At 26.0% G+C, this 673-nt stretch carries 1 protein-coding gene; it reads right to left on the bottom strand.

Annotated elements, in window-relative coordinates; all coding sequences use genetic code 11:
- Positions 1-515 (bottom strand): hypothetical protein (locus HMPREF1983_RS00325; RefSeq protein WP_021752273.1); only part of this gene is annotated, 515 nt, incomplete at its 3' end.
- Positions 516-673 lie beyond the last annotated feature (158 nt).

The following is a 673-nucleotide window of genomic DNA, read 5'->3' as shown; positions in this document are numbered from 1 at the left end:
CGACTTACCTTTTCTCTAAGATCAATATTCTTAATCTTCAATCTACCATCATTTATATAGCGATATAATGTGTTTACACAAACCACCTCTTCTTTTTTAAATAAACCTAGTGTTAATACTCGTCCAATTACCACATCAGGTGATAAACTATCTTCTTTCATTAGTTTTTGTGCATATTCTAGAAAATGTTTCACTTTTGTAAATTTCGATTTATTTCGACAGTTCATACGGTTTGTTTCGTAAATATATTGTCCATAGGTTGGACTATATTCTTTTCTATATTTTACTTTATTATTAATTTTTACTTTGGTTTTGATTGTACCTCTATTTATCTCGTTAAGTACTGTTTGAGGCGATACATTTAACATTTTAGCTATTGTACGTTTTGACATAAAAGATTTGTTTTTCTTTTTACATTTGTCAGCTTCTTTCAACAGTTGTGAAAGAACTTTGCGTATTTTAAACGTTAGATGTTTACTTTCTTTATATTTTCTTGTAAAATTAGTTTTAGACATAGTAAAAATCTCCTTAGTATTTTATGAAAAATTTATTATATCAGATTTTTACTATGTTTTTTTATTTTATTTTTTTCTGTCTAATTTGATTTTACAATCTCCCCGAATAATTATTTCGTTATTTAAATAGACGAATTGCAAATAAAAGTGCAACACTC

This window comes from Gemella bergeri ATCC 700627, assembly GCF_000469465.1.
Taxonomy (GTDB): domain Bacteria; phylum Bacillota; class Bacilli; order Staphylococcales; family Gemellaceae; genus Gemella; species Gemella bergeri.
Note: the sequence above shows the minus strand (reverse complement) of the source record. Positions and strands in the feature narration are given on the sequence as shown.